Source organism: Flavobacterium sp. KBS0721 (assembly GCF_002007065.3).
Classification (GTDB): domain Bacteria; phylum Bacteroidota; class Bacteroidia; order Flavobacteriales; family Flavobacteriaceae; genus Flavobacterium; species Flavobacterium piscis.
In genome coordinates, this window is the sequence record NZ_CP042170.1 from 3,311,369 (window position 1) to 3,332,118 (window position 20,750).

At 32.3% G+C, this 20,750-nt stretch carries 20 protein-coding genes; 16 read left to right on the forward strand and 4 right to left on the reverse strand.

Annotated features, from left to right (window positions below):
- Positions 1-104 precede the first annotated feature (104 nt).
- Positions 105-2,111, forward strand: a complete 2,007-nt coding sequence (ligA, locus tag B0M43_RS14445; protein ID WP_078007573.1) for an NAD-dependent DNA ligase LigA — start codon at positions 105-107, stop codon at positions 2,109-2,111.
- On the forward strand, positions 2,098-2,793 hold the full coding sequence (locus tag B0M43_RS14450) for a lysoplasmalogenase family protein (RefSeq protein ID WP_078007572.1): 696 nt from the start codon (positions 2,098-2,100) through the stop codon (positions 2,791-2,793). The genes ligA and B0M43_RS14450 overlap by 14 nt, the downstream gene beginning before the upstream one ends.
- Here B0M43_RS14450 and B0M43_RS14455 read toward each other — a convergent pair.
- Both B0M43_RS14455 and B0M43_RS14460 read right to left on the reverse strand, forming a co-directional pair.
- The gene (locus tag B0M43_RS14455; protein WP_078007571.1) at positions 2,779-3,690 is read right to left on the reverse strand and encodes a bifunctional UDP-sugar hydrolase/5'-nucleotidase; all 912 of its coding nucleotides are present in this window, start codon (positions 3,688-3,690) and stop codon (positions 2,779-2,781) included. The genes B0M43_RS14450 and B0M43_RS14455 overlap by 15 nt on opposite strands.
- 169 nt (positions 3,691-3,859) lie before the next feature.
- The gene (locus tag B0M43_RS14460) at positions 3,860-4,639 is read right to left on the reverse strand and encodes a 5'-nucleotidase C-terminal domain-containing protein (RefSeq protein WP_078007570.1); all 780 of its coding nucleotides are present in this window, start codon (positions 4,637-4,639) and stop codon (positions 3,860-3,862) included.
- Positions 4,640-4,686: 47 nt separating this feature from the next.
- Between B0M43_RS14460 and B0M43_RS14465 the strand changes: the two genes are divergently transcribed.
- The 8 genes from B0M43_RS14465 (at position 4,687) to fabV (ending at position 12,510) form a co-directional block, all read left to right on the forward strand.
- Positions 4,687-5,199, forward strand: a complete 513-nt coding sequence (locus B0M43_RS14465; RefSeq protein WP_078007569.1) for a hypothetical protein — start codon at positions 4,687-4,689, stop codon at positions 5,197-5,199.
- Positions 5,200-5,215: 16 nt separating this feature from the next.
- The gene (dapA, locus tag B0M43_RS14470; RefSeq protein WP_078007568.1) at positions 5,216-6,097 is read left to right on the forward strand and encodes a 4-hydroxy-tetrahydrodipicolinate synthase; all 882 of its coding nucleotides are present in this window, start codon (positions 5,216-5,218) and stop codon (positions 6,095-6,097) included.
- 136 nt (positions 6,098-6,233) lie between these two features.
- Positions 6,234-7,028: an outer membrane protein assembly factor BamD gene (locus B0M43_RS14475; protein WP_078007567.1), complete on the forward strand. Its 795-nt coding sequence runs from the start codon at positions 6,234-6,236 to the stop codon at positions 7,026-7,028.
- Positions 7,029-7,037: 9 nt separating this feature from the next.
- The gene (locus B0M43_RS14480) at positions 7,038-7,355 is read left to right on the forward strand and encodes a DNA-directed RNA polymerase subunit omega (RefSeq protein ID WP_008463064.1); all 318 of its coding nucleotides are present in this window, start codon (positions 7,038-7,040) and stop codon (positions 7,353-7,355) included.
- A gap of 12 nt (positions 7,356-7,367) precedes the next feature.
- Positions 7,368-8,582: a bifunctional phosphopantothenoylcysteine decarboxylase/phosphopantothenate--cysteine ligase CoaBC gene (gene coaBC, locus B0M43_RS14485; RefSeq protein ID WP_078007566.1), complete on the forward strand. Its 1,215-nt coding sequence runs from the start codon at positions 7,368-7,370 to the stop codon at positions 8,580-8,582.
- 40 nt (positions 8,583-8,622) lie between these two features.
- Positions 8,623-9,507, forward strand: coding sequence for a DUF4835 family protein (locus B0M43_RS14490; protein ID WP_065450251.1), 885 nt, complete (start codon positions 8,623-8,625; stop codon positions 9,505-9,507).
- A 53-nt stretch (positions 9,508-9,560) separates the two neighbouring features.
- On the forward strand, positions 9,561-11,213 hold the full coding sequence (recN, locus tag B0M43_RS14495; RefSeq protein ID WP_078007565.1) for a DNA repair protein RecN: 1,653 nt from the start codon (positions 9,561-9,563) through the stop codon (positions 11,211-11,213).
- Between the two features lie 106 nt (positions 11,214-11,319).
- On the forward strand, positions 11,320-12,510 hold the full coding sequence (fabV, locus tag B0M43_RS14500) for an enoyl-ACP reductase FabV (RefSeq protein WP_078007619.1): 1,191 nt from the start codon (positions 11,320-11,322) through the stop codon (positions 12,508-12,510).
- A 60-nt stretch (positions 12,511-12,570) separates the two neighbouring features.
- On the opposite strand, the gene B0M43_RS14505 is transcribed toward fabV, so the two are convergent.
- Both B0M43_RS14505 and B0M43_RS24645 read right to left on the reverse strand, forming a co-directional pair.
- Positions 12,571-13,437, reverse strand: coding sequence for an IS3 family transposase (locus tag B0M43_RS14505; RefSeq protein ID WP_210418025.1), 867 nt, complete (start codon positions 13,435-13,437; stop codon positions 12,571-12,573).
- The gene (locus B0M43_RS24645; RefSeq protein ID WP_210418026.1) at positions 13,437-13,871 is read right to left on the reverse strand and encodes a transposase; all 435 of its coding nucleotides are present in this window, start codon (positions 13,869-13,871) and stop codon (positions 13,437-13,439) included. Before B0M43_RS24645 ends, B0M43_RS14505 begins: the two co-directional genes overlap by 1 nt.
- 154 nt (positions 13,872-14,025) lie before the next feature.
- Here B0M43_RS24645 and B0M43_RS14510 point away from each other — a divergent pair, with 154 nt between their 5' ends.
- The 6 genes from B0M43_RS14510 (at position 14,026) to B0M43_RS14535 (ending at position 20,744) form a co-directional block, all read left to right on the forward strand.
- Positions 14,026-15,024: a glycosyltransferase family 2 protein gene (locus tag B0M43_RS14510; RefSeq protein WP_078007564.1), complete on the forward strand. Its 999-nt coding sequence runs from the start codon at positions 14,026-14,028 to the stop codon at positions 15,022-15,024.
- Between the two features lies 1 nt (position 15,025).
- Positions 15,026-15,622: a dephospho-CoA kinase gene (gene coaE, locus B0M43_RS14515; RefSeq protein WP_078007563.1), complete on the forward strand. Its 597-nt coding sequence runs from the start codon at positions 15,026-15,028 to the stop codon at positions 15,620-15,622.
- A 59-nt stretch (positions 15,623-15,681) separates the two neighbouring features.
- Positions 15,682-17,268: a sensor histidine kinase KdpD gene (locus B0M43_RS14520; RefSeq protein WP_065449592.1), complete on the forward strand. Its 1,587-nt coding sequence runs from the start codon at positions 15,682-15,684 to the stop codon at positions 17,266-17,268.
- 3 nt (positions 17,269-17,271) lie between these two features.
- Positions 17,272-17,988 carry a response regulator transcription factor gene (locus B0M43_RS14525; RefSeq protein ID WP_065449593.1) on the forward strand — a complete coding sequence of 239 codons (717 nt, stop codon included), beginning with the start codon at positions 17,272-17,274 and terminating at the stop codon, positions 17,986-17,988.
- Between the two features lie 614 nt (positions 17,989-18,602).
- A complete protein-coding gene (locus B0M43_RS14530) occupies positions 18,603-19,349 on the forward strand; it encodes a hypothetical protein (RefSeq protein WP_078007562.1) in 747 nt (248 codons plus the stop codon).
- 3 nt (positions 19,350-19,352) lie between these two features.
- Positions 19,353-20,744, forward strand: coding sequence for an RtcB family protein (locus B0M43_RS14535; protein WP_078007561.1), 1,392 nt, complete (start codon positions 19,353-19,355; stop codon positions 20,742-20,744).
- Positions 20,745-20,750 lie beyond the last annotated feature (6 nt).

A 20,750-nucleotide genomic window follows, 5' to 3' on the forward strand; every position in this document is an offset into this window, starting at 1 on the left:
TTTGATTTTATAAAAGTTTCATTTTTTGCTGTTTTTCAACAAAAATAATCCTAATTTTGATGTTCAGTTATTCTAAATCACAACCTCCAGTATTTTAATATTATATGAATATTCAAGACACCATTCAGACTTTAAGAGACGAACTTAATCAGCACAATTACAATTATTACGTGTTAGATAATGCCACAATTTCTGATTACGATTTTGATATAAAACTAAAAGAGCTTCAGGATTTAGAAAACAAACACCCGGAATTTTTTGATGAACATTCTCCAACGCAGCGAGTAGGAGGAATGGTAACCAAGAATTTCAAAACTATAGCGCATCAATATCGTATGTATTCTTTGGATAATTCTTATTCGAAAGAAGATTTGCTGGATTGGGAAAACCGAATTCAAAAAGTTCTCGGAAGCGTAAATCTTCAATATACTTGCGAGTTAAAATATGACGGAGCCTCGATAAGTATTACTTACGAAAACGGAAAATTAGTACAAGCCTTAACTCGTGGTGATGGTTTTCAAGGCGATGAGGTTACCAACAACATCAAAACAATACGTTCAATTCCTTTACAATTAAAAGGAAATTATCCGGAGAGATTTGATATTCGCGGCGAAATTATTCTGCCATTTTCCGGTTTCGAAAAAATGAATCAGGAATTAATCGAAATAGGAGAAACACCTTATTCAAACCCAAGAAATACTGCATCAGGAAGTTTAAAATTGCAAGACAGTGCCGAGGTTGCTAAACGTCCGTTAGAATGTTTGTTGTATTTTGTAACAGGTAATAATTTACCTTTTTCATCTCAATTCGAAGGACTGGAATCAGCCAGAAAATGGGGATTTAAAGTCCCAACCGAAGCAAAATTAGTCAACCATATGCAGGAAGTTTTTGACTTCATTGATTATTGGGATGTTCACCGCCATAATCTTCCTTACGAAACTGATGGTGTTGTTGTAAAAGTAAACAGCATTCAATACCAGGAAGAATTAGGATATACTGCAAAATCACCTCGTTGGGCAATCGCTTACAAGTTCAAATCAGAACAGGTTTCAACCCAATTAAATTCTATTACCTATCAGGTAGGTCGTACAGGAGCAATAACTCCTGTTGCAAATTTAACACCTGTACAATTAGCCGGAACAATTGTAAAGCGAGCTTCTTTGCATAATGCAGACCAAATAGAAAAATTAGATATCAGAATAAATGACACTGTTTTTGTTGAAAAAGGAGGCGAGATTATTCCAAAAATTATCGCTGTCGATTTATCAAAACGTCCGGAAAATTCTGAACCAACAAAATATATTACACATTGTCCAATCTGTGAAACTGAATTACAAAGAAACGCCGGAGAAGCCAACCATTACTGTCCTAATTTTTATGGATGTCCTCCTCAGATTATAGGCAGAATCCAACATTATATTTCAAGAAAAGCAATGGATATTGAAGGTCTTGGGGGCGAAACAGTAGCTTTGTTATTTAAGAATGGTTTAGTTCATAATTATGCCGATTTATACGAATTAAAAGTCGAGGATATTTTGCACTTAGAAAGAATGGCAAAAAAATCTGCTGAAAATCTCGTAAACGGCGTAGAAAAATCTAAAGAAATTCCATTCGAAAGCGTATTGTTCGCACTCGGAATTCGTTTTGTGGGAGAAACCGTGGCTAAAAAATTAGCCAAGCATTATAAAAATATCGACGCACTGAGCAAGGCCTCTTTAATGGATTTGATTTTGGTAGATGAAATTGGAGAAAGAATTGCCAGAAGTGTAATTGAGTTCTTTGAAAACGAAGAGAATCAAAAAATTATTGAACGTTTAAAAAATTATGGCGTTCAATTTGAAATTGTTGAAAAAATCAACCCAAATGCTACAGTAAAATTCGTTGGAAAAACATTCGTTGTTTCGGGTGTTTTTGCCCAATTTTCAAGAGATGAGTTAAAAAATGTCATTGAAGATAATGGAGGCAAAGTGGGAAGTTCAATTTCTGCCAAAACAGATTTTGTCGTAGCCGGAGATAACATGGGGCCTGCAAAATTAGAAAAGGCTAATAAATTAAATATCCCTATCTTGTCTGAGGAAGATTTTATAAACAAATTAAATGAAAGCGAATAAGCCGTCTTTGATTTTATTCTTTTTAGCATTACTGTGTACAATTATATTCGATTGTACACAACAAAATAATTTTGCAATCTATGCGAAAGCCGTTGTTCTCCCGGCAATATTTATTTATTTTTTAATAAGCAGCGAGTTTAAAATAAGTAAAACCGAAAGTTTAATTTTTTTGTTTTGCTTTGTAGGTCAGGTTTTTGATTTAATGGCTGTTGAGGTTTCTGAAATTGGCGGAGTACTATGTTTTTTAGTAGTTTATCTTTTAATAGTAACACTTTTTATAAGAAAACATGAAAAAATAAAATTGACAAAAAAAGATATCTTGCCCGTATCTATTGTGATTGTTTTTATTGTTTATCTACTCGTTTCTGTTTTGAGTTTACAGTTCGACAATGTAAAGGAGTTCAATATTGTTTATGCTTTTTACGGAATTGTGCTAAGCGTCTTAAGTTATTTTTCATTTGTAAGCTATATAACAAAAGGAACACAGATAACATTAATAATGTCCCTCATGGCAATTAGTTATATCTTTTCGGATATATTCTACATTTTCAACAGATACTTTTCATACTCAGTTGTCTTAGTTTTAATCCGCGACGTTACTCAAATTTTGGCTTATTTCTTTATGGTAGAGTATTTCATTGAAAAAGCCAAAATTCATAAAAACATATTATACAATAATTGATCTTCCCTGGTTAGTGTGTGCTTTATCTTTATCGAAATAAAAATCGATTCTGCCTAAATTTATTCCGTAACATCCCACCTGATTTACCAAAACATCCTGACCTGCTTTATTTTTTACGATCGTAGGTTTATCTAAAAAGGTATGCGTATGACCACCAATAATTAAATCGATATCCTGAGTTTGCGCCGCAAATTTTAAATCAGAAATTTTAGATTCGTCGTCTTTGTATTTATAACCCAAATGCGAAAGGCAAATCACCAAATCACATTTTTCTTCTTTCTTTAGCAATTGCGTCATATCCTGAGCAATTTCGACAGGATTATTATATACAGTCTCTTTGTACATTTGTTTGTCTACCAAACCTGCAAGTTCAATTCCTACACCAAAAACACCAACCTTAATGCCGTTTTTGTAAAAAATCTTATACGGTTTTACAAGTCCGTTCATGACTGTGTTTTTAAAGTCATAATTAGAATTAATAAATTCAAAAGTAGCATGCGGCATTTGAGCATATAAACCATCGAGTCCGTTATCAAAATCATGATTTCCAATAGTCGACGCATCATATTTCATCATGCTCATCAATTTGAATTCGAGTTCCCCGCCATAATAATTAAAGTACGGAGTTCCCTGAAAAATATCGCCTGCATCAAGCAAAAGAACATTTGGATTTTCCTGACGAATAGTTTCTATAAGAGCTGCTCTTCGCGATACACCACCTTTGTTTGGGTTACGAGGATCATCAGCCGGAAACGGATCGATGTGGCTGTGAACATCATTAGTGTGTAGAATCGTTAAGTGCTTGATATCGTTAGTTTCAAAACTGCTTAATGACAAACCTAAACTTAATAAGGCAGTACTTGCAGCTGTTTTTTCGATAAATTCTCTTCTTTTCATTTTGTATATTTTTGCGGAAACGATATTTTATTTAGTTAATTTTTTTTTTGCCACAGATTAAAAGATTGGCACAGTTTTTTAATCTTTTAATCCTTTAATCTGTGACTAAAACTTTTTTACGCGCATAGAAATGATTTGCTTTTTAATTTTAAATATGCGCTTGATCTTTTTATTCTTCAGTAATTCGAATGTCTTTTGCTACCGGAATTGTATCAACTTCTTTAAAATAATCAATCAATACATTTCGAAGTTTATAATTCAGGTCGAATTTTTCAACACCTTTGGCGAAAAAACTCATGCTGTCTCCGCCGTTTGCTAAATAATCATTTGTAGCCACATAATAAATTTTGTTAACGTAAAGAGGTTTTCCCTGAATTAAAATATTTTTGGCTGTGTTATCTTTTGCAATTGTAAATGTCATTCCGGATAAAGGCTGAGGTTTTTTCTCCTTAATAATATAAGCCGCAATTGCAAGAATTTGATCTCCTTTTAAAGCTATTACAACCAGATTATTTTCAAAAGGCATAATTTCAAAAGCAGTTCTTGACGTTACATTTCCTTTTGGTAAAATAGCGCGAATTCCACCATGATTTAAAAGACATAAGTCAATACTTTTTTTCTCACGTGCTTTAAAAACAAGATTTCCTCTTTCTACACAAACATCAGCCAATAAACAGCCAATACTCGTTTGCCATTTTCCTGTGCTTTTATCCAAAGTTTCAGGGCAGTAAGCTAAAACGCTGTCTAAATCTTTATTGATATGATCGCGATAAGGTTTGATAAAGTTTTCAATTGCTGGAGTTTCAGCGTTTTTTTCAGTGATCGGAAGTTGTTTTCCTTCTATCTTCGTCAGATTGTAATTTCTCTGACTGCAAGAAGTTATAAAAAAAAGTGTTAAGAATATAACAAAAAGTTTTAAAAATCCGTTATACTTTTTTAGTTTTACCATCTTAAATGCGACTTAAATAATTAATTTTGTAATCTGGCAAAAGTACTATGTTTTTAAATTATATAAAGGAATTTTTTGTAAAAAAAACATTAAATAAAAACTTGAATAATTTCAAAAATGAAGTCTTTACCAGTAATGTACAAACAATTGGTTTACTGATTGATGAAAGTGATTTTCGTCATTCAAAAGAATTGGTAAATGAGCTTGTTCTGCAGGGTATCGCACTTCAGAATATAAAAGTTGTAGCGTATAGGAGTAAATTTAAAGAGAAAGAAACGTATTTGATCCCTACATTTGGTGCAAAACATATCAATTGGAATGGAGAAATTACCGAAGTTTTTTTGAATGAATTTATCGCGGCAGAATTTGATCTTTTGATTAGTTATTATGATATCGAAAATGCAATTTTGATGATGATAACCAACCAGTCGAAAGCCAGGTTTAAAGTGGGATTTGCATCTGTAGATAAAAGATTAAATCGATGGATGATTGATACCGCTGTACAAAATTATAAACTTTTCGTTTTCGAATTGTTTAAGTATTTAAAGAGTATAAAATAAAATTATAAATTAGAATATGCAATCATTAATAGGAACTGGTGTTGCGCTTGTAACTCCATTTAAAAAAGACTTTTCAGTTGATATCGAAGCTTTACAGCGTATCGTTAATTTTTCGATAGACGGAGGAGTTGAATATCTTGTGGTTATGGGTACAACGGCAGAAAATGCTACCTTAACACAAGCCGAAAAGGAATTAGTTATAAAAACAGTAATCGATACTAACAAAGGAAGATTGCCTTTGGTACTTGGTGTTGGTGGAAATAATACAATGCAGATTGTTGAGGAATTAAAAACTGGAGATTTTTCAGCTTTTGAAGCCATTCTTTCTGTTTCTCCTTATTATAATAAGCCAACACAGGAAGGAATTTATCAGCATTTTAAAGCCATTGCAGAAGCTTCTCCAATTCCGGTAATTTTATATAATGTTCCGGGAAGAACTTCAAGCAATATGTTGCCGTCTACTGTAATTCGTTTAGCCAATGATTTTGATAATGTTGTCGCTATAAAAGAAGCAGCAGGTGATGTTGTTCAGGCAATGCAATTGATAAAAAATGCACCAAAAGATTTTCTTGTAATTTCAGGAGATGATATGATTGCTTTGCCAATTGTTTTAGCCGGTGGAGCAGGTGTAATTTCGGTTATTGCGCAAGGTTTTCCAAAAGAATTTTCAGAAATGATTCGTTTAGGACTAAATAAAAAGGTAACGGAAGCGTTTAAAACACAATACATTTTGTCAGACTGTATTGATATGATTTTCGAACAGGGAAATCCTGCTGGAATCAAACAAATCTTTCAAGCCCTTGGTATTGCTGAGAACACAGTACGTTTGCCATTGGTAAGTGTTGATGAATCGTTAGCAAACCGATTGAATGAATTTGTAAAAAACAGCATAAAATAAGAGTGAGATTGCCGGTATTTTAATATACCAAAAAATATTTTGTAGTAGCTAAATTAATAACTAAATTTGCCACCGGAACTTCGGTGTGATTTTGCTTTGGCATAATTGTCTAAGAAATCATAATAAAAGTAAGAAAATGAAAAAAATAGTATCTCTATTAATTGTTGTTGTCCTTTTTTGTTCTTGTAGTGAATATCAAAAAGCATTAAAAAATGAGGATGTTGCAGCTAAATTTGAAGTGGCAACGAAGATGTACGAAGCAGGAAAATATTCAAAAGCTATTCGTCTTTTTGAACAATTAGCGCCTTCTTACAGAGGAAAACCTCAGGCAGAGAAACTTTTTTATATGTTTTCGCAATCTTATTATAAGTCAAAACAGTACTATTTGGCAGGATATCAGTTCGAAAGCTTTGTTTCAGGCTATCCAAGAAGCGAAAAAGTACAGGAAGCAGCTTTTTTAGGTGCTTACAGTTATTCAAAATTGGCTCCTGTTTATAGTTTAGATCAAACAGATACTCAAAAAGCATTAGAAAAATTTCAAACTTTTATTGATAATTATCCAAATTCAGAATACATCGCGCAGGCAAATGAAGCTGTAAAAGTTTTGAATGGAAAATTAGAGAAAAAAGCATATGAAAATGCAAAAGGATACAATACAATTTCAGATTATAAATCAGCTTTAGTGGCTTTTGATAATTTTATAGCTGATTATCCCGGGACACCTTTTAAAGAAGATGCCCTTTTTTACAAATACGATTCGGCATACAAATTAGCAATAAACAGTATTCCTGCAAAAATGGAAGAACGTTTAAATGTGGCAAAAGTAGCTTACAATAACTTAATTAAGTTTAATAGTGCTACAAAATATAAAGTGCAGGCAGAGGAAATGAATGCCAGAGTTGAAACAGATTTACAAAAATTTACTAAATAAAATAAAGTCATGGATTTAAAAAAGACGAATGCTCCTGTAAATACAATAACTTACAATAAAACAGTTATTGAAGAGCCAACAGGAAATGTGTATGAAGCAATTACCATTATGGCTAAAAGAGCAAATCAAATTAATTCTGAAATTAAAAAAGAATTAACTGAGAAGTTAGAAGAGTTTGCTACTTATAATGACAGTCTTGAAGAAGTTTTTGAAAATAAAGAACAAATTGAAGTTTCTAAATTTTACGAAAAATTACCAAAACCACACGCTTTAGCAGTTCAGGAATGGTTAGACGGTAAAACTTACCACAGAAGTTCAAACAAATAATATTATAGTATAATGTCAGTTTTAAACGGGAAAAAAATTTTACTGGGTGTTTCTGGTGGAATTGCAGCCTATAAAACAGCCTCATTAGTACGACTTTTCATAAAAGCAGGTGCACATGTCCAAGTGATAATGACACCTGCTTCTAAGGATTTTGTAACTCCACTTACGTTATCTACGTTATCAAAAAATCCTGTACATTCTAATTTCTTTAGCCAGGATGATGAAGATGCTGTCTGGACAAATCATGTTGAATTAGGTCTTTGGGCTGATTTAATGATAGTAGCTCCTGCCACCGCGAATACTTTATCTAAAATGGCTACAGGAAATTGCGATAACCTTTTAATTGCCTGCTATTTATCAGCTAAATGTCCTGTTTATTATGCTCCGGCAATGGATTTGGATATGTATAAACATCCTTCAACTTTATCTAGTTTTGCTGCTCTAAAACAGTTTGGTAATGTAATGATTCCGGCTGAAAGCGGAGAATTGGCAAGCGGTTTGTCCGGTGAAGGCAGAATGGCTGAACCTGAGAATATTGTAGCTTTTCTTGAAGCTGATTTAGAAAGCAAGCTACCTTTAAAAGGGAAAAAAATACTAATTACTGCCGGACCAACATACGAAGCAATAGATCCTGTACGTTTTATTGGAAATCATTCTTCCGGAAAAATGGGTTTTGATATTGCTCATCAAGCAGCTAGTCTTGGAGCGCAGGTCATTCTGGTTTCAGGGCCAACACATTATAAAGCTAAAAACAGTTTTGTTAAAGTTGTAGATGTAATTTCGGCTCAGGATATGTATGATGCGTGTCATTTGTATTTTAATGATGTAGATGTTGCTATTGCGGCAGCAGCTGTTGCAGATTACAGACCTAAAGTTGTAGCTTTACAAAAGATAAAAAAAGCATCAGGTGATTTTTCGATCGAACTCGAAAAAACAAAAGATATTTTAGCATCGCTGGGAGCAATAAAAAAGAATCAGTTTTTAATTGGGTTTGCTTTAGAGACAGAAAATGAAATTGAAAATGCTAAGTTGAAAATTCAGAAAAAAAACTTAGATTTGATTGTTTTAAATTCCTTACAAGATGAAGGGGCAGGTTTTAAAAAAGAAACCAATAAAGTAACTTTTATTGATCATAATTTTAAAGTCGAACCAATGGAATTAAAATCAAAAGAATCTGTTGCTGTTGATATTTTAAATAAAGTGATTTTGCATTTTTCAAAGCCATAATGATTTATAATTGCAGCTGGAACCAAATATTATCTTTCGCATGAATAAAATAGTTACTCTTTTTGTATTTTTAATTTTTGGCTTTACACAAGCACAACAGCTAAACTGTACCGTAACTATTAATACAGAAAGACTTCCTAATCCTAATCAGCAGGTTTTTAAAACACTTCAAACTTCTTTGTCTGAATTTGTAAATAAAACAGACTGGACAGGATCGGTCTTAAAACAAAACGAACGAATCAATTGCTCAATGTATATTACATTGTCATCAGGTGGTTCTGATCAGTTTACAGGGACAATTCAGGTACAATCATCCCGATTAATTTTTAACTCAACTTATTCTTCGCCTGTTTTAAATTACAACGATAAAGACTTTAATTTTCGCTATATAGAATATGAGCCTTTGCTTTTTAACCCAGCCACTTTTGAGTCTAATTTAGTTTCTGTCGTATCTTTTTACAGTTACCTGATTTTGGCAATGGATGCCGATACTTTTCAAATGGGAGCAGGAAATCAATATCTTGAAACTGCTCAAAATATTGCCAGTGTGGCGCAACAAGGCGGTTCTAAAGGCTGGAGTCAATCTGATGGACTTCAGAATCGTTACTATTTGATAAATGATATGATCTCGCCAATGTATAGCGATTTACGTCAGGTGATGTATGCGTATCACACAGGTTTAGACGGAATGAGTCTTGATTTAAAGGCATCAAAAGAAAAAATTAAGAATGCTGTAATGATCATGGGAAAATTGAATTCAGTTAAACCAAATGCCTTTTTAACCAGAGTATTTTTTGATGCAAAGTCAGATGAAATCGTTTCTATCTTTTCAGGTGGGCCTAATATTCCGGTTGGAGATTTAACAGATGTACTGAACAAAGTGTCTCCGTTGAATTCTACTAAATGGTCTCAGATTAAATTTTAATTGATCCTCAATTTTACTATCTTAACTAACTTTTATATTTATACAATTTCCTTATGATAACGTCCTTGTCAATTAAAAACTATGCCCTGATTGAAAAACTCACTATCGATTTTTCAAGAGGTTTTTCTATAATTACAGGTGAAACGGGTGCTGGTAAATCTATTATATTAGGTGCAATAGGATTGGTTTTAGGAAAAAGAGCTGATCTAACATCATTAAAAAATAAAGAAGAAAAATGTGTTATTGAGGCACATTTTGAAATTTCAAAATACAATCTTAAGGAATTTTTTGAAGTAAATGATCTCGATTATGAAGATGAAACCATCATTCGAAGAGAAATTTTGCCTTCAGGAAAATCTCGTGCTTTTATTAATGATAGTCCGGTAAATCTTCAGGAATTACAAGATCTAAGTTTATTTTTGATTGATATACATTCGCAGCAACAAACTCAGGAACTTTCAGATGAAGGAGTTCAGTTTAAAATTATTGATGCAATTGCAAATAATTTTGATACTATTCAATCGTATCAAAAAGCACTAAAATCATATAAAGCAGATAAATCTAAATTGAATGCTTTGCTGAAAAAACAAAGTGATTCAGGAAAAGAGCAGGAGTACAATACTTTTTTACTGAACGAATTAGTATCGGCTAAATTAAAATCTGGCGAACAAGAAGAATTAGAAACCGATTTCGAGAAATTAAATAACGTTGAAATTATAAAAGAAGCAATTGATAAATCTCTTGTAATTGCTAACGAAGAGCAATTTGGAGTTTTTCATAATCTTAATGAAATCAAAACGGCAGTACAAAAAATCGCCCTTTTTTCTCCTGAATACCAAAGTATATTTGAGAGAATAACAAGTTTAGCGATTGAATTTGACGATGTTTCTAAAGAGCTCCAAAATGCTTCCGAAAAATTATTGAATGATCCGGTACAACTAGAATTTGTAAGTCAGAAATTGCAATTGATTTATAATTTACAAAAGAAACATCAGGTAACTTCTGTAGATGAACTGATCGAAATTCAGGCGAATCTGGGAAATACTTTATTAGAGCTTGATAATATCGAAGAAGAAATTTCTTTATTATCTAAAGCAATAGATCAAAAAGCAATTGAATTGGATGCTTTTTCGGCTACGATTCATGAAAATAGACAGAATGCAATTCCTGTTTTATCTCAAAAACTTATCTCGATTTTAGAAACTTTAGGAATGCCAAACGTTCGTTTTAATATGGAGCTTTTGCCATCGGAAACCTATTTTCAGAATGGTAAAGATGAACTTCAGTTTTTGTTTTCTGCCAATAAAGGAACTGATTTTGGCTTACTGAAAAAAGTAGCATCAGGAGGAGAGATGTCCCGTATTATGTTGGCTGTTAAAGCTATTTTGGCGCAATACTCAAAATTACCTACTTTAATTTTTGATGAGATAGACACCGGAGTTTCAGGAGAAATAGCCATTAGAATGGGGGAAATTATGAAAGAAATGAGTGCTACAATGCAAATATTTGCCATTACGCACTTGCCTCAAATAGCAGCAAAGGGAGATTCTCACTTTAAAGTTTTTAAATCTACAGTAGATGACGATACGCAATCAGAATTGAAGCTATTGTCTCAGGACGAAAGAGTTATAGAGATTGCTCAAATGTTGTCAGGAGCAGTTGTTTCTGATTCGGCTTTAAATCATGCTAAAGCCTTGTTGAACTAAAGAAATAATTTATATTTGTCAACTTAAAGAGAATTAAACAAACGTAAATAGGTTACTCATTATCTTAATGATAGGATTGACCCAATCAACGAATAAATACAAAAATATGATTATAGAACCTAGAATGAGAGGATTTATTTGCTTGACTGCACACCCAAAGGGCAGCGAGCAAAATGTTAAAAATCAAATAGAATATATTAAATCAAAAGGTCCAATCGCCGGTGCTAAAAAAGTATTAGTAATTGGTGCTTCAACAGGTTTTGGATTAGCTTCAAGAATTACAAGTGCTTTTGGATCTGATGCTGCAACTATTGGAGTATTTTTTGAAAAACCACCCGTTGAAGGTAAAACAGCTTCTCCAGGTTGGTATAATTCTGCAGCATTTGAAACAGAAGCTCATAAAGCAGGTTTGTATGCAAAAAGTATCAATGGAGATGCTTTTTCAAACGAAATAAAAAGACAAACTTTAGATTTGATCAAAGCTGATTTAGGTCAGATTGATCTTATAATCTATAGTTTAGCATCACCGGTTCGTCAACATCCGGTTACTGGAGTATTACACCGTTCAGTTTTAAAACCTATCGGACAAACTTTTACCAATAAAACAGTAGATTTTCATACAGGAAACGTAACAGAAGTTTCTATTGCTCCGGCAAATGAAGAAGATATTGCAAATACTGTAGCGGTAATGGGCGGAGAAGACTGGACTATGTGGATCGATGCTTTAAAAGCTGAAAATTTATTGGCAGACGGAGCTACAACAGTAGCTTACTCATACATTGGGCCATCACTTACAGAGGCTGTTTACCGTAAAGGAACAATTGGCCGTGCAAAAGATGATTTAGAGGCTACAGCGTTCTCTATTACAGATAGTTTGAAATCAATAGGAGGAAAAGCTTATGTTTCTGTAAACAAAGCATTGGTAACGCAGGCAAGTTCTGCCATTCCTGTTATTCCATTGTATATTTCTCTTTTGTATAAAATTATGAAAGAAGAAGGTATTCACGAAGGTTGTATTGAGCAAATCCAACGTTTGTTTCAGGACAGATTATACAATGGATCTGAAGTTCCTGTAGATGAAAAAGGAAGAATCAGAATCGACGATTGGGAAATGCGTGATGATGTTCAGGAAAAAGTGGCTAAACTATGGTTAGAAGCTACAACTGAAACGTTACCTGAAATTGGAGATTTAGCTGGGTATAGAAACGATTTCTTAAATCTTTTTGGATTTGAATTTGCCGGAGTAGATTACAAAGCAGATACAAATGAAGTTGTTGAAATCGAAAGTATCAAGTAGATAAAAAAATAGTGACTAGTCCTAAATAATCGATACAGATTATTAGACAAATATATTTAATTAGACACCTGTAATATTTTTTATTGCAGGTGTTCTTCTTTTATAAGTTCTCATCTTTACTACACTTTGTTGATGCATTTGACTTGGAGTGAGCATATAATTAGAGTAATGTGGTCTTTTGTTATTATAAATATCAATTGCATTTTTCACTAAAACCTTCATTACAGCAAGTTTTAGATTAAACTTATCAATATTAAATTCTTGTTTTAAAATTCCATTTATTCTCTCAGCTACTGCATTCTCATAGGGATCAGAGTTTTGGGTCATACTACATTTTATATTGTTTTTATGTAATAGTTTTTGATATTCATCAGAACAATATTGTATTCCTCTATCTGAATGATGTATTAATGTTTTGCCTTTATCTCTGCGTTTTTTTATTGCATTTTTTAAAGCTGTTAAACTACTATGAGCATTCATATTATCTGCCACATTAAAACCCATTATTCTTTTAGAGTAAGCGTCAGTTATTAGACTTAAATAACATGGATTCTTTCTTTTTCCAATATAGGTTATATCTGATACCCAGACTTGCTCTGGTCTACAAATCTCTAACTCTAATATTTGATTTTGATGTTTTCTAAATCTATGATGAGAGTTTGTTGTTATATGGTAAGAACGTTTTGATATTATCAATAAATGATTTGCTCTAAGTATATCTATAAATTTATCTCGGCCTATTTTAAGTTGATTCAACTCGCTTTTTAAAAGATAATACAATTTTCTTGCTCCAATTCGAGGCATTGTATTTCTAATTTCCAAAACCATATTAACAACTTTTGAAGCCAAAAGCTTCTTATCGCAACTTTTTTTTACTCGACGATAGTAAACCTGTCTGTCAATCCCGAACAAAGTACAGGCAAACATTATTGTTTGTTGTTGTTCTTTTTTAAAATGGTCGATTGTTCGGGTGGTGAGTTTTTTCGAATGTCAATTTGATATTCTTTTTCTGCTATATCAATCATCATATCGAAAATAATAGCTTTTTTATCAGCAACGAAAGCCTGCTGTTCTAAAAATGCTCTTTGTTTTTCCAATAACTTCACTTTGGCTTCAAGTTCCATTATTTTCTGTTCAGGAGATTTTTGCATAAGAGAAGGTGTTTGATTGTCCCAATCAAAGTTACCGAATTTTCGAAGCCATTGAACAATTGTTGAACGTGATTGAATAGCATAATCTTTCTTAACTTGAGAAATTGAGGTTTTTCCCTGTTCTATTTCTTGAACAATTTGAAGTTTTAAAGACATACTGTAATCTTTCTGTGTACGCTTAACATAGCGCAATTCTTGATCTTTTTCCATAATGATACTTTTTGTGTATCGCTATTTCAGGACAAGACATAGCATAATTAAAAAAACCATCAACCTAAAGTTGATGGTTTTTTTATGAATATAACATATCTTTGTTAAAATTTTGAAGTTTAAAAATTGCCACTTTAATACCGCACATCCCGTTATGATTTTTTCTTTAATTATACCCGTGTATAATCGCCCAGATGAAGTTGATGAACTTTTAGAAAGTCTGTCTAAATCTGATTATAATGAAGCTTTTGAAATTGTTCTTGTAGAAGACGGATCATCAATACCATGCAAAGATGTGGTGATGACCTATCAGGGAAAATTGAATATTTCTTATTATTTTAAGCCGAATTCAGGACCTGGTGATTCAAGAAATTTCGGAATGCAAAAGGCACGTGGTGATTATTTTATCATTTTTGATTCGGATTGTATTATTCCGCCTAATTATCTTACCGAAGTTAGAAAAGCATTAGATGCAGATTATGTAGATTGTTTTGGAGGTCCTGATAAAGCATTAGATAGTTTTTCGGATATTCAGAAAGCAATTAATTTTGCTATGACCTCCTTCCTTACAACAGGAGGAATTCGTGGTGGATCTGAAAAAATTAATAAGTTCCAGCCTAGAAGTTTCAATATGGGAATTTCAAAAAAGGCATTTGAAGCATCAAAAGGCTTCGGAAACATCCATCCCGGCGAAGATCCGGACCTTTCGATCCGTTTATGGAACCTTGGTTTTGAAACCAGACTATTCCCAGAGGCGTATGTTTATCATAAACGTAGGATAGATTGGGAAAAATTTTCAATTCAGGTAAATAAATTTGGGATCGCGAGACCTATATTAAATAGTTGGTATCCAGAACATAATAAGTTAACATTCTTCTTTCCTTCAGTTTTTATACTGGGGTTATTATTAGCTTTTTTACTATTAATTTTCAATATGGATATTTTATTACAATTATATTTTGTATATTTCGTTATTATTTTTCTTACATCAAGTATTCAAAATAAAAGTATTAAAATTGGATATTTATCTGTAATTGCAGTTTGGAAGCAGTTTTATGGTTATGGAAAAGGATTTTTAAAGTCGTTCATAAAAATTATTCTTTTAAAGAAAAAACCACAAGAAGCTTTTCCTCGTATGTTTTTTAAAGTATAGTATGACTAAAGTTATTGGTTTAACAGGCGGAATAGGAAGTGGTAAAACCACAATTGCAAATTATTTTGCGACAATGGGCGTTCCTGTTTACATTGCCGATGATGCAGCCAAAAAAGTAATGCAAGCTGAAAAGATAATAAAACTAATAAAGACAACATTTGGGGATTCTATTTTTGAAAATGATGTTTTAAACAGAGCAAAACTGGCTGAAATTGTTTTTAATAATGCTGAGAAATTAGCACAGCTAAATGCCATTGTTCATCCTGCAGTAAAAAGCGATTTTGAATCATGGCTACAAGAAAATAAAAAACACGATTATGTAATTTATGAGGCCGCAATTTTGTTCGAAAGCGGTCGTTATAAAGAATGTGATGTAATTATAACCGTTACTGCACCGGAAGAAGTTAGGATCGAAAGAGTCGTGAAGCGAGATAATACCACACGTGAACAAGTTTTAAGCAGAATAAAAATGCAATGGAATGACGAAAAAAGAATTTCTTTAAGCAATTTTGTAATTAATAACAGTAATCTTAAAATTGCTAAAGAAGAAGTTGTTAAAATTCTTAAAATTTTAAATATAAAACAAAATCAGTCTTAAATGTTAATATTTGGTTAATGTATTATTTAGTATATTGTTAAAATATTAATTTTGTTTCGATGAATAAATTATTTTTTAGAATACTTGTTTTACTTATGAGTTTGTCCTTAATTGGAATCATTCTGGTACAGGTATATTGGTTTAACTCTTCGTTTAAAAACAACGATGAGCAGTTTAAATACCACGTAACACAAGTAATTGGTAATGTTGCTGATAAACTTGAACAACAAGAGGAATACAGTTTCTACGACAAATACAACCGTATAAAAGACAGTACAGGCAAGACTCCAAAAAAAGAAGATTTATTAGAAGTTCTCTATGTACAGAGAAATACAAAAACAAATAAAACAATTGTATACTCTAATACACTTACATCTGAAGACTACGATATAAATGGTTCATTATTTAATAAAAAATTTAGTAGTGAAAGATTTAAAAACTTCAGTTCAAAAAGAGTTACTGAAGTTTATAATAACAATAACGGAATCGACAATAACAGTTTAGGTCAAAGTATTATTCCGGATCTAAAAATTGAAAAATCAGGTAGTTTAGATATTTTAAATAAAGTACAGCAGCAAATTCAATACAAGGATATTGCTTCACTGACACCTATAGAAGGTCGAATTACAAAAGATAAGCTTCAAAAGCTCTTAAAAAAGGAATTATTAGAATACGAAGTAAAGACCAAATTTGAGTTTGGTGTTCTAAACAGCGGTTTAGTGACAAAAGTAAAGTCGGATGGATTTCATTATGATAAAGACGCAAGTTATCATGTGCCAATATATACTGATAACGAAGGAAATAGTAAATATGAGTTATATATAACTTTCCCTCATAAAAAGAAATTCTTATTGTCCGAATTGTTGAGTATTACAATATTGTCAATAATTTTTACATTAATTATAATAGTTGCATATACAAGTGCATTGAATCAATTGTTACGTCAAAAGCATATTTCTGAAATCAAGACAGATTTTATAAATAATATGACGCATGAGTTTAAAACTCCAATTGCAACGATAAATTTAGCCCTTGATGCTATTAAGAATCCTAAAATTATTGAAGATAAAGAAAAAGTTTTTCGATATCTGCAAATGATTCGGGATGAAAATAAAAGAATGCACGCCCAGGTCGAAAATGTTCTTCGTATTTCTAAATTAGAAAAAAGAGAGTTAGACATTACAAAAGAGCCAACAGCAATTCACGATATAATCGATGATGCAATTGAGCACGTAAATTTAATTTTGGAAGATAGAAAAGGAACGGTTGTAAAGCATTTTAATGCTGCAAGAACCACTTCTTTAATTAACGAAGTACATTTTACAAACGTATTGGTAAATATTTTAGAAAACGCTATAAAATATTCCCCTGGTATTCCTGAAATAGAAATTTTTACAGAAAATGTGAAAGACATGATTCTGATAAAAGTAAAAGATAATGGTCTTGGTATGAGTAAGATAGCTCAAAAAAGAGTTTTTGAAAAATTTTACAGAGAGCATACTGGAGATTTACATAATGTAAAAGGACACGGTTTAGGACTTGCTTATGTAAAAAGAATAGTAGAGGATCACAATGGTCAAGTATATGTTGAAAGCGAAAAAGGAAAAGGTAGCACCTTTATAATAAAAATACCATTAATAAATTAAAATATGGAAAATAATAACAAAAGAATACTTTTAGTAGAAGATGACCTTAATTTTGGGGCAGTTCTTAAAGATTATCTAATGTTAAATGACTTTGAAGTTACTTTAGCTAAAAACGGTATGGAAGGTTTCGAGAAATTCAAGAAAGATGTATATGATTTATGTATTCTTGACGTAATGATGCCTTATAAAGATGGTTACACTTTGGCCAAAGAAATTAGGGAAAAGAACAGTGAAGTGCCAATTATCTTCTTAACGGCAAAATCGATGAAAGAAGATGTATTGAAAGGTTATAAAGCAGGTGCTGATGATTATTTGAATAAACCGTTTGATTCAGAAGTTTTATTAATGAAAATCAAAGCGATCATTCAAAGAAAATCTGCAGATACAAAAGCAGAGCAAGTTCAGTTTGAGTTTAACATTGGTAAATTCCACCTGAATTCGAAACTTAGATTTTTAACTTTCGAAAGCGACGAACCTATAAAATTATCTCCAAAAGAGAACGAATTGCTAAAAATGTTAATTCTTCATGAAAATGATTTAATGCCAAGAGAATTAGCGTTAACAAAAATCTGGAGAGATGATAACTACTTTACTTCAAGAAGTATGGACGTTTACATCGCTAAACTTAGAAAATACCTAAAAGCAGATGAAGATGTTGAAATCCTTAACATTCACGGTGAAGGTTTCAGATTAGTTGTCAAAAGCAAAGTTGCAGAATAAAACAAAATTCACAAAAACAAAAGCATAAAGCCTTGAGAAATCGGGGCTTTTTTTATGGTTATACTTTTTGAAAATTACGAAAAATTGGAATTTGGAATTTTAAATATTTGGAATTTTTAATAATTAGGAGCTATTTCCTGCTGTCCGCTATATCTTTTTCTTGCTAAAGAATCAAGAAAAAGGATGCCGCTTCCATCAGGTCTACAGCTTTAGTTTTCAGATAGATAATCTGTTTTTTTACGATTGAAAAAATATGGTAATTATTTTTTACATGAATTTTCTTTAAAATAAATTTGGAAAATTAAAAAACAATTCACAATATTTGCACACGAAAAAAGTAATAACCCTTTAATAACGAAGAAAAATGTCTGTATTTACATTAATATCTCAGAGCTTCACACCAAACGGATTTGGTGCAGCGCTTCTTCGTGGTCTTTTTCAATCTTAGAAAAATCAATTTTTAGATATATATAAAAGCCCGAAGACATTTAGTTTCGGGCTTTTTTTATTCTAGACACTTCAAATTTTCCCGAATAATCGATTTTATTATTTATCCTCACGGGTAAAATGTTATGGCCTCTGTTGGCTATTAATTTAATGCACTATAATTTTTTATGGAAAATTATACAGCAGAAGAGTATGCTTTGTGCTCTCGCTTTAAAAATAAAAGAACAAAGAAAAGATTAGTAAAAGAAGATTTTGAAAAACAATTAATTCAGATCAGAAAGCTTGAAGTTGAACTCTGGAAAAAACGACAAAATTTACCATTGGTTCCTTTAGCAACTCCTTATCAAAAAGGTTGGGAACGCAGTTTTGTACTAAGAGAAGATATAGTAAGATCTAATGAAGCTTCCTTTTACAGGACATTGTTGGAAAAGATCAATACATGGCAGCATTCTCCTGAAAAATCTTTTAAGAAAAAGAAAAAAAGGAAAAGAAAACATGTATATGTCGAAAAGCTTCAAACGGTAAAAGAGTTTTCTGAATCAGAATGGAGAAGTCCTAAACTAACATTAACTGAAAAAGAGAAAATGCATTTTTATAAAAGGGAACGATGGTGTCCTAATTGTAAACGCTATAAAATTCATTATGTTTTTAATGAGCCATGGCGTTATGTATTTCGCATTAAACCATACATGATAACGCATACCAAAATGGTTGATGCAGATTTAGAAAGTGAAATTCAGGTTCTTGACAATTACATTACTAATCTTCATTTAAGATATAAAATAAACAAATTAGTAAATGGTTTTTCTTATCGTTGGAGATATTATCAAAATGAAAATCCAAGAGAGATAAGCCCAATTAAAAGTAAAAGTCTGCATGTATTGTACCAACAATATGTAGAGGAAATGATATAAATCATGGGAAATAAATTATCCGGAAAGGACCTGATCAAGGTAGGCTTTCCAAAAAATAATTCAATAAATATTGCTTTAGGGCAAATAAACAGATATAGAAAAAGAGAAAAAAAAGAATCCATTCTAACAGAAGCCAAAGAGGTTTTACTTCATCCCGAAAAGTTTGAAGGACACGGAACGTGGGGCAAAGTGGCTGAAGGTTTAATAAATCCGGTTCAGGTAAGAATGCACCAACTGAAAACAACAAGAGTTCCTTTTACCATTTTTGGTGAAAATGAAATCGATGAGCAGGCAAAGTTTCAGTTGTATGATTCATTAAAATTACCAATTTCAGTTGCCGGAGCATTAATGCCGGATGCGCATTCAGGTTATGGTTTGCCAATTGGCGGAGTTTTAGCGACAGATAATGCCGTTATTCCGTACGGCGTGGGTGTTGATATTGGTTGCAGAATGAGTTTATCAATTTTTGATTTGCCGGCTTCACATTTCAAAGGAAAAGAGCATCAGTTGCAAGCGATTTTAAAAGACAATACCAAATTTGGAATGAACGAAACACATACTGTAAAAGCAGATCATGAAGTTTTTTACAAAAGTGAATTTCAGGATATTCCTTTATTAAAGAATCTTTTACCTAAAGCCTACAAACAATTAGGAAGTTCAGGTGGCGGAAATCATTTTGTAGAATTTGGTGTTGCGAAAATTGACAATCCGGAGAATGAATGGAAACTGGGCGTCGGAGAGTATTTTGCGGTTTTATCGCATAGTGGTTCTCGAGGTTTGGGAGCAAATATCGCTAAACATTATACGTATTTGGCAACAAAGCAATGTCCACTGCCCAAAAATGTCCAGCATTTGGCCTGGTTAGATCTCAATACACACGATGGTCAGGAATATTGGTTGGCGATGAATTTGGCCGGAGAGTACGCAAAAGCGTGTCACGATGATATTCATAGAAGAATTGCCAAAGCAATAGGGAAAAGAGTAGTGGTTACAATTGAAAATCATCACAATTTTGCCTGGAAAGAAATGGTCAACGGACAAGAATGCATTGTGCACAGAAAAGGTGCAACTCCAGCTGCTGAAGGTCAATTGGGTATTATTCCCGGTTCGATGACGGCGCCTGGTTATATTGTGAAAGGCAAAGGAAATGCCGCGAGTTTAAACTCGGCTTCGCATGGAGCAGGACGTTTATTTTCAAGAGCGAAATGCAAAGCTACTTTTACCCAAAGTGAAATCAAAAAGGTTTTGAAAGCTAGTGATGTAACCTTAATTGGCGGAAATATTGATGAAGCACCAATGGCATACAAAGACATTACAAAAGTAATGGGGAATCAAACTGATTTGGTGGAAGTTCTGGGAACTTTCACTCCAAAAATCGTTAGAATGGACCGATAAAAGTGA

Excerpts from the sequence above, each read along its gene's own strand:
- B0M43_RS14505 (WP_210418025.1), bottom strand. The coding sequence starts at position 13,437 with ATGTTTGCCTGTACTTTGTTCGGGATTGACAGACAGGTTTACTATCGT.
- B0M43_RS14480 (WP_008463064.1), top strand. The coding sequence starts at position 7,038 with ATGGATTTAAAAAAGACGAATGCTCCTGTAAATACAATAACTTACAAT.
- B0M43_RS14530 (WP_078007562.1), top strand. The coding sequence starts at position 18,603 with ATGGAAAATTATACAGCAGAAGAGTATGCTTTGTGCTCTCGCTTTAAA.
- B0M43_RS14455 (WP_078007571.1), bottom strand. The coding sequence starts at position 3,690 with ATGAAAAGAAGAGAATTTATCGAAAAAACAGCTGCAAGTACTGCCTTA.
- B0M43_RS14525 (WP_065449593.1), top strand. The coding sequence starts at position 17,272 with ATGGAAAATAATAACAAAAGAATACTTTTAGTAGAAGATGACCTTAAT.
- B0M43_RS14460 (WP_078007570.1), bottom strand. The coding sequence starts at position 4,639 with ATGGTAAAACTAAAAAAGTATAACGGATTTTTAAAACTTTTTGTTATA.
- coaE (WP_078007563.1), top strand. The coding sequence starts at position 15,026 with ATGACTAAAGTTATTGGTTTAACAGGCGGAATAGGAAGTGGTAAAACC.
- B0M43_RS14510 (WP_078007564.1), top strand. The coding sequence starts at position 14,026 with ATGATTTTTTCTTTAATTATACCCGTGTATAATCGCCCAGATGAAGTT.
- B0M43_RS24645 (WP_210418026.1), bottom strand. The coding sequence starts at position 13,871 with ATGGAAAAAGATCAAGAATTGCGCTATGTTAAGCGTACACAGAAAGAT.
- B0M43_RS14475 (WP_078007567.1), top strand. The coding sequence starts at position 6,234 with ATGAAAAAAATAGTATCTCTATTAATTGTTGTTGTCCTTTTTTGTTCT.
- coaBC (WP_078007566.1), top strand. The coding sequence starts at position 7,368 with ATGTCAGTTTTAAACGGGAAAAAAATTTTACTGGGTGTTTCTGGTGGA.
- B0M43_RS14520 (WP_065449592.1), top strand. The coding sequence starts at position 15,682 with ATGAATAAATTATTTTTTAGAATACTTGTTTTACTTATGAGTTTGTCC.
- B0M43_RS14465 (WP_078007569.1), top strand. The coding sequence starts at position 4,687 with ATGTTTTTAAATTATATAAAGGAATTTTTTGTAAAAAAAACATTAAAT.
- B0M43_RS14490 (WP_065450251.1), top strand. The coding sequence starts at position 8,623 with ATGAATAAAATAGTTACTCTTTTTGTATTTTTAATTTTTGGCTTTACA.
- fabV (WP_078007619.1), top strand. The coding sequence starts at position 11,320 with ATGATTATAGAACCTAGAATGAGAGGATTTATTTGCTTGACTGCACAC.
- ligA (WP_078007573.1), top strand. The coding sequence starts at position 105 with ATGAATATTCAAGACACCATTCAGACTTTAAGAGACGAACTTAATCAG.
- B0M43_RS14535 (WP_078007561.1), top strand. The coding sequence starts at position 19,353 with ATGGGAAATAAATTATCCGGAAAGGACCTGATCAAGGTAGGCTTTCCA.
- dapA (WP_078007568.1), top strand. The coding sequence starts at position 5,216 with ATGCAATCATTAATAGGAACTGGTGTTGCGCTTGTAACTCCATTTAAA.
- B0M43_RS14450 (WP_078007572.1), top strand. The coding sequence starts at position 2,098 with ATGAAAGCGAATAAGCCGTCTTTGATTTTATTCTTTTTAGCATTACTG.
- recN (WP_078007565.1), top strand. The coding sequence starts at position 9,561 with ATGATAACGTCCTTGTCAATTAAAAACTATGCCCTGATTGAAAAACTC.